Consider the following 8146-nt stretch of genomic DNA (forward strand, 5'->3'; position numbering starts at 1 on the left):
AATCGTTCCCCCCGACTAGTGAAACACAAAGGAGAGATTCCCAATGGCCGAGCAGAGAACCCCCGGGCCCTGGAGCCCGGAATTTGAGCATGACGCCTGCGGCATCGGCGCCGTCGTCAGCATCCACGGCATCAAGACCTACGAGACTGTGGACAATGCTCTGAAGATCGTGGAAAAGCTGGAACACCGCGCCGGCAAGGACGCTGCCGGTGAGACCGGCGACGGCGTGGGCCTGATGATCCAGGTCCCCCACAAGCTGATGGTAAAGGCCGCGGCGGCGGAGGGCATCGTTCTGGGCGGCGAGCGCGACTACGGCGTAGGCGTGTTCTTCTTCCCCAACGACGACCTCAAGCGGGCTCAGGCCAAGAAGATGCTGGAGATCATCGTGGCCAAGGGCGGCATGGAATTCCTGGGCTGGCGGAATGTACCCACCCACCCGGAGGTTCTGGGTCAGCGGGCGCTGGACTGCATGCCCACCATCTGCCAGTGCTTCGTGAAGCGTCCGGCGGACTGCGCGCCGGGCCTGGACTTCGACCGGAAGCTGTATGTGGCCCGCCGGGAGTTCGAGCAGTCCAACAACAACACCTACATCCCCTCCTTCTCCAGCCGGACCATCGTCTACAAGGGCATGTTCCTGGTGGGGCAGCTGCGGAAGTTCTACGTGGACCTGACGGACCCGGACTGCGAGAGCGCCATCGCCCTGGTCCACTCCCGGTTCTCCACCAACACCACTCCCAGCTGGGAGCGGGCCCATCCCAACCGCTACATTCTCCACAACGGCGAGATCAACACCATCCGCGGCAACGTGGACCGGATGCTGGCCCGGGAGGAGACCATGTGCTCCGCCGTCCTGGAGGACGACATGGACAAGATCCTCCCGGTGGTGGACCAGAGCGGCTCCGACTCCGCCATGCTGGACAACACCCTGGAGTTCCTGATGATGAACGGCATCGAGCTGCCCCAGGCGGTGATGATGTGCATTCCCGAGCCCTGGGCCAACGACCGGCAGATCGACCGGGAGAAGCGGGACTTCTACCACTACTACGCCACCATGATGGAGCCCTGGGACGGCCCCGCCGCCATCGTCTTCTCCGACGGCGACACCGTGGGCGCCGTGCTGGACCGCAACGGCCTGCGGCCCTGCCGGTGGTACATCACCGACGACGACTATCTGATCCTCTCCTCCGAGGTGGGCGTGCTGGACATCGATCCCGCCCGCATCGTGAAGAAGTCCCGGCTGCGCCCCGGCAAGATGCTGCTGGTGGACACGGTGAAGAAAAAGCTGGTGGACGACGAGGACATCAAGCGGAAGTACTTTCACCAGCGGCCCTACGGCGAGTGGCTGGACGCCCATCTGGTCTATCTGAAGGACCTGAGCATCCCCAACCGCCGGGTGGAGAAGCACTCCCAGGACATGCGGGACCGGCTGTACAAGGCCTTCGGCTACACCTACGAGGAGGTGAAGGACTCCATCCTTCCCATGGCCCGCACCGGCGCGGAGCCCGCCTCCGCCATGGGCGCGGACATCCCCCTGGCGGTACTCAGCGAGGTCCATCAGCCCCTGTTCAACTACTTCAAGCAGCTCTTCGCCCAGGTGACCAATCCCCCCATCGACGCTATCCGGGAGGAGATCGTCACCGACACCACCATCTACGTGGGCTCCAGCGGCAACCTGCTTCAGGAGCAGCCGGAGAACTGCACCATGCTCCAGCTCGCCAGCCCCATCCTCACCTCCGTGGACCTGATGAAGATCCGGTACATGAACAAGCCCGGCTTCAAGGTGGCCACTATCTCTCTGCTGTACTACAAGGGCTCTCCCCTGGAGAACGCCGTGGAGCGGCTGTACGTCACCTGCGACCGGGCCTACCGCAACGGCGCCAACATTCTGATCCTGTCCGACCGGGGCGTGGATGAGAACCACGTGGCCATCCCCTCCCTGCTGGCGGTGTCCGCCCTCCAGAAGTATCTGGTGCGCACCAAGAAGCGCACCGCCGTCTCCTTGATCCTGGAGAGCGCCGAGCCCCGGGACGTCCATCACTTCGCCACCCTGCTGGGCTACGGCGCCACCGCCATCAACCCGTACCTGGCCCAGGAGTGTGTGGAGGAGATGGTGTCCATCGGCCTGCTGGACAAGGACCCCGGCGCCGCCATCGACGACTACGACAGCGCCGTCCTCCACGGCATCGTGAAGATCGCCTCCAAAATGGGCATCTCCACCATCCAGTCCTATCAGTCCGCCCAGATCTTCGAGTGCGTGGGCATCAACCACACCGTCATCGACAAGTACTTCACCAACACCGTCAGCCGCGTGGAGGGCATCGGTCTGGAGGAGATCGGCGAGGGCGTGGAGTGGAACCACAACCAGGCCTTTGACCCCCTGGGCCTGGGCTACGACACCACTCTGAACTCCATGGGCGCCCACAAGTTGCGGTCCGGTCCCGACAAGGAGGACCACATGTACTCCCCCAAGACCATTCTGCTCTTGCAGAAGGCCGCCAGGGAGGGCAGCTACGAGACCTTCAAGGAGTACTCCGCCCTGGTGGACTTTGCCGATAAGCCCCACACCCTTCGCGGCCTGCTGGGCTTCAAGTACGATCCCGACGGCGGCATCCCCATCGACGAGGTGGAGCCGGTAGAGTCCATCGTGAAGCGCTTCAAGACCGGCGCCATGAGCTACGGCTCCATCTCCCAGGAGGCCCATGAGTGCATGGCCATCGCCATGAACCGCATCGGCGGCAAGTCCAACTCCGGCGAGGGCGGCGAGGACCCCGCCCGGTTCGGCACGGAGCGGAACTCCGCCATCAAGCAGGTGGCCTCCGGCCGCTTCGGCGTCACCAGCGAGTACCTGAACAGCGCCGACGAGATCCAGATCAAGATGGCCCAGGGCGCCAAGCCCGGCGAGGGCGGCCAGCTGCCCGGCAAGAAGATCTATCCCTGGGTGGCCAAGGCCCGGTACTCCACCCCCGGCGTGGCCCTGATCTCCCCGCCGCCCCATCACGACATCTACTCCATTGAGGACCTGGCCCAGCTGATCTACGACCTGAAGAACGCCAACCGCCACGCCCGCATCAGCGTGAAGCTCTGCTCCGAGTCCGGCGTGGGCACCATCGCCTCCGGCGTGGCCAAGGCCGGCGCCCAGGTGGTGCTGATCTGCGGCTACGACGGCGGCACCGGCTCCGCCCCCAAGAACTCCATCCACGGTGCGGGCCTGCCCTGGGAGCTGGGCGTGGCGGAGACCCACCGGGCCCTCATCGAGAGCGGCCTGCGGAACCAGATCGTCATTGAGGCGGACAGCAAGCTGATGACCGGCCGGGACGTGGCTATCGCCTGTATGCTGGGCGCCGAGGAGTTCAGCTTCGCCACCGCCCCCCTGGTGACCATGGGCTGCTGCATGATGCGGGTCTGCAATCTGGACACCTGCCCCGCCGGTATCGCCACCCAGAACCCCCAGCTGCGGAAGCGGTTCGCCGGAAAGCCGGAGTACGTCATCAACTTCATGTACTTCGTGGCCCAGGAGCTGCGGGAGTACATGGCCAAGCTGGGCATCCGCACCGTGGAGGAGCTGATCGGCCGCAGCGACCTGCTGCAGGTCCGGGAAAAGCTGGTGACTCACCGGGCGGAGACTCTGGATCTCAGCTTCATTCTGGACCATCCCTACGGCGAGAACCCGCCCCACTTCGACCCCTCCGCCGTGTACGACTTCCATCTGGAGAAGACCAAGGACGTCAGCGTCCTGCTGGAGAAGCTGGGCAAGAGCCTCCGGGGCAAGAAGACCGGCAAGCTGGATCTGAACGTGTCCTCCACCGACCGGGCCTTCGGCACCCTGTTCGGCTCCGAGATCACCCGTCAGTGCGGCAATTCCCTGCCGGACGACAGCTACGTGGTCACCTGCCACGGCGGCGGCGGACAGTCCTTCGGCGCCTTCATCCCCAAGGGCCTGACCCTGGTGCTGGAGGGCGACTGCAACGACGGCTTCGGCAAGGGTCTCTCCGGCGGCAAGCTGGTGCTGTATCCGCCGAAGACCAGCAAATTCGAGGCCAGTGAGAACATCATCGTGGGCAACGTGGCCCTGTACGGCGCCACCAGCGGCAAGGTCTTCATCAACGGCTGCGCCGGTGAGCGGTTCTGCGTCCGGAACTCCGGCGCGGTGGCCGTGGTGGAGGGCGTGGGCGACCACGGCTGCGAGTACATGACCGGCGGCCGGGTGGCCATCCTGGGCCCCACGGGCCGGAACTTCGCGGCCGGTATGTCCGGCGGCATCGCCTACGTGCTGGACGAGAACCATGACCTGTACATGCGCCTGAACAAAGACCAGGTCATCATCGACACCCTGACGGAGAACCACGACATCCAGGAGCTGCGGACCCTCATTGAGGAGCACGTGGCCGCCACCGGCTCTCCCAAGGGCAAGCAGATCCTGGCCGCCTTCAAGTCCTACATCCCCTGCTTCAAGAAGATCATGCCCCGAGACTACGACCGGATGATCCGCTCCATCGCGCAGCTGGAGGAGAGGGGCATGAGCCGGGAACAGGCGGAAGTCGAGGCGTTCTACGCCAGCACGAAGGCATAAGGAGGAAGTACGATCATGGGAAAACCCACTGGATTTTTGGAATATACCCGCCGGGACGTCCCGGCCATCCCGCCGGAGGAGCGCGTTCAGAACTGGGACGAGTTCCACCTGCCCCTGCCGGAGGCCGTCCGGGCCCAGCAGGGCGCCCGCTGCATGAACTGCGGCGTCCCCTTCTGCCAGTCCGGCATGATCTGGGAGGGCAAGACCTTCGGCTGCCCCCTCCACAATCTGATCCCGGAGTGGAACGATATGATCATGTCCGGCAATCTGGGCCACGCCCTGAGCCGGCTGCTGAAGGTCAACAACTTCCCGGAGTTCACGGGACGGGTCTGCCCCGCCCCCTGCGAGGACGCCTGCGTCTGCGGCATCTACGGCAGCCCCATCACCATCCGGGACAACGAGCTGTGCATCATCGAGGACGGCTTCGTCAACGGCCGCGTCAAGCGGCGGCGTCCGCCCCAGTGGTCCGGCAAGAAGGTGGCCGTCGTCGGCTCCGGCCCCGCCGGTCTGGCCGTGGCGGACCAGCTGAATCACAGGGGCCACTCCGTCACCGTGGTGGAGAAGGAGGCCCACGCCGGTGGCCTGCTGACCTACGGCATCCCCAACATGAAGCTGCCCAAGTCCGTGGTCCGGCGGCGCATCGACCTGATGACCGACGAGGGCGTCAGCTTCGTCACCGGCGTGGACGCCGCCGCCCCCAAGACCGCCCGCCGCCTGCTGGAGGAGTATGACGCCGTGGTGCTGTGCTGCGGCGCCGGAAAGCCCCGTCCCCTGGGCCTGGACGCTGAGGGCGTGGCCGGTGTCTGCTACGGCACGGAGTTCCTGAAGGCCGCCGTGGAGCGCCAGCAGTTCGGCGAGACCCCCGCCATCCCCTCCGCCGAGGGGAAAAACGTGGTGATCATCGGCACCGGCGACACCGCCAGCGACTGCGTGGCCACCGCCCTGCGCCAGGGCTGCCGGTCCGTGGTGCAGCTGGTGCGCCGTCCGGAGGCGGATTATCTGGACAAGGACGGCGCTCTGTCCCTGGACTACGCCCATGAGGAGGCTCTGGCCGTCCTGGGAGAGGACCCCCGCCGGTTCGGCGTCCAGGTGCGGGAGCTGATCAAGGACGAACAGGGCGCGCTCACCGGCGTGGTCACCACCGCCGGGGACACCCTGCCCTGCGACCTGCTCATCGGCGCCACCGGCTTCGCCGGGTGCGAGGATAACGTCTGCCGCGCCTTCGGCGTGGAGCAGGACCGGACCGTCAAAACGCGAGAGGGGTCCTACCGGACCAGCGTGGAGAAGGTCTTCGCCGCCGGCGACATGCGCCGGGGCCAGTCCCTGGTGGTGTGGGCCATCGCCGAGGGGCGGGCCGCCGCCGCCGAGGTGGACGAGTACCTCATCGGCTACACGAATCTTGTCTGATGCTTCCGTCCATCGTCTTCCGTCAGAATATATAATTTTCAGAGAACTTTTTGAGCACAATCACAAAAGTCTTGGAAAATTCGCCGGTTGACGGTGGCGGGCAAATCGTGTTAAAGTGTCTCCAACAAAAAGGCAAGGGCGCCTGAGAGAGTTCTGAACTCTCAGGCGCCCCTGCTTTTTTATTTTTCCAGCGAAACGTGTGTTTTACGAAAGGGGAAAGATCTTATGGACATGTCAGTATGGTTTTTGGTAGGAGCGGTATTGGTGTTTTTCATGCAGTGCGGCTTCGCCATGGTGGAGACCGGCTTCACCCGCGCCAAGAACGCCGGCAACATCATCATGAAAAACCTGATGGACTTCTGCATCGGCACCGTGGTCTTCATGTTCCTGGGCTACGGCATCATGAACAGTGAAAACTACTTCTTCGGCGTCATCGGTATGCCGGACTACCAGCTGTTCACCGACTTCTACGGGTTCAACTGGTCCAACTTCTTCTTCCAGCTGGTGTTCTGCGCCACCGCCGCCACCATCGTCTCCGGCGCCATGGCCGAGCGCACCAAGTTCCTGTCCTACTGCATCTACTCTGCCGTCATCAGCGCCGTGGTGTATCCCATCGAGGCCGGCTGGGTGTGGAACGGACAGGGCTGGCTGGCCAACCTGGGCTTCGTGGACTTCGCCGGTTCCACCGTCATCCACATGGTGGGCGGCATCGCGGCCCTCATCGGCGCCATCATCCTTGGGCCCCGCATCGGCAAGTACACCAAGAAATCCGACGGCACCGTGGAGGTCCACGCCATTCCCGGTCACTCCCTGACCCTGGGCGCTCTGGGCTGCTTCATCCTGTGGTTCTGCTGGTACGGCTTCAACGGCGCCGCCGCCTCCGATCCCGCCCAGATGGCCTGGATCCTGGGCAACACCACCATCGCCCCCGCCGCCGCCACCGTGGCCTGCATGATCTTCACCTGGGTCAAGAGCGGCAAGCCCGACGTGTCCATGTGCCTCAACGCCTCCCTGGCCGGTCTGGTGGCCATCACCGCCCCCTGCGCCACTGTGGACGCCCTGGGCGCCTTCATCATCGGCATCGTGGCCGGTATCCTGGTGGTCCTGGTGGTGGAGCTGCTGGACTTCAAGCTGCACATCGACGATCCCGTGGGCGCCGTGGGCGTTCACTGTGCCAACGGCATCTGGGGCACCGTGGCCGACGGCCTGTTCAACACCGAGAGCGGCCTGTTCTACGGCGGCGGCTTCGCCCACCTGGGCGTCCAGATCCTGGGCTTCGCCTCCGTGGCCCTCTACACCGCCATCGTCATGACCGTCGTCTTCAAGGTCATCAAGGCCACCGTGGGCCTGCGGGTCTCCGCCGAGGAGGAGATCATGGGCCTGGACGTCACCGAGCACGGCCTGACCTCCGCCTACGCCGACTTCCTGCCCTCCGCCCCCGGCGTCCTGGGCAGCGAGACCCTCAGCGGCCCCGTGGATGTCACCGGTCTGGAGCCCACCAAGCTGAGCCCCTCCACCGTCACCGTGGAAGGCGAGGCCCCCAAGATGACCAAGGTCTCCATCATCTGCAACGAGGAGCGCTTCGGCATCCTGCGGGACACCATGGCCGCCATCGGCGTCACCGGCATGACCGTCTCCAACGTCATGGGCTGCGGCGAGCAGCTGGGCAAGACCGGCCAGTACCGCGGCGTCGAGATGAGCATGAACCTGTTCCCCAAGATCCAGGTGGATATCGTGGTCTCCAAGGTGTCTCCCGGTCTGGTGGTGGCCGCCGCCCAGAAGGCGCTGTACACCGGCCACACCGGCGACGGCAAGATCTTCGTCTACAACGTGGAGAACGCCGTGAAGGTCCGCACCGGCGAGATCGACTACGACGCCCTCCAGGATCAGAGAAGATAACCTCTGCCCGGAGCATCAAACAAACGCAACGCCTGAGAGCCGGGCCGTCGGAATGACGGCCCGGCTCTCAGGCTGTCGAGAAACCCGGTTGCGCAATTAGGCGGCAACCGGGTTTTCAGCACATATTCGGGAAAATAGAATCGAAAATAGGAAATGGGCGAGACCATCCCAAATTTTGTGTAAACCTCCGATGTGGTGTAGAATAGAAGCACCACATCGGAGGTATTACATATGGCCAGAAAGAATCGTACCCCAGAAGAAAATGCACGT

4 protein-coding genes are annotated in these 8146 nt (G+C 64.4%); 3 read left to right on the forward strand and 1 reads right to left on the reverse strand.

The features are described from left to right. Positions 1-43 precede the first annotated feature (43 nt). The 3 genes from gltB (at position 44) to ACTNBU_RS02980 (ending at position 7876) form a co-directional block, all read left to right on the forward strand. Complete coding sequence (gene gltB, locus ACTNBU_RS02970; RefSeq protein ID WP_441030557.1) at positions 44-4570, forward strand: glutamate synthase large subunit; 4527 nt, start codon at positions 44-46, stop codon at positions 4568-4570. Positions 4571-4585: 15 nt separating this feature from the next. Continuing rightward, the gene (locus tag ACTNBU_RS02975) at positions 4586-5977 is read left to right on the forward strand and encodes a glutamate synthase subunit beta (protein ID WP_441030559.1); all 1392 of its coding nucleotides are present in this window, start codon (positions 4586-4588) and stop codon (positions 5975-5977) included. A gap of 225 nt (positions 5978-6202) precedes the next feature. Continuing rightward, complete coding sequence (locus ACTNBU_RS02980) at positions 6203-7876, forward strand: ammonium transporter (RefSeq protein WP_441030561.1); 1674 nt, start codon at positions 6203-6205, stop codon at positions 7874-7876. Here ACTNBU_RS02980 and ACTNBU_RS02985 read toward each other — a convergent pair. Beyond that, positions 7864-8146, reverse strand: a 283-nt coding sequence (locus ACTNBU_RS02985; protein WP_441030562.1) for a hypothetical protein, incomplete at its 5' end; no start/stop codon positions are given. The genes ACTNBU_RS02980 and ACTNBU_RS02985 overlap by 13 nt on opposite strands.

Source organism: Dysosmobacter sp. HCP28S3_G4 (genome assembly GCF_052065175.1).
Classification (GTDB): Bacteria; Bacillota; Clostridia; order Oscillospirales; family Oscillospiraceae; genus Oscillibacter.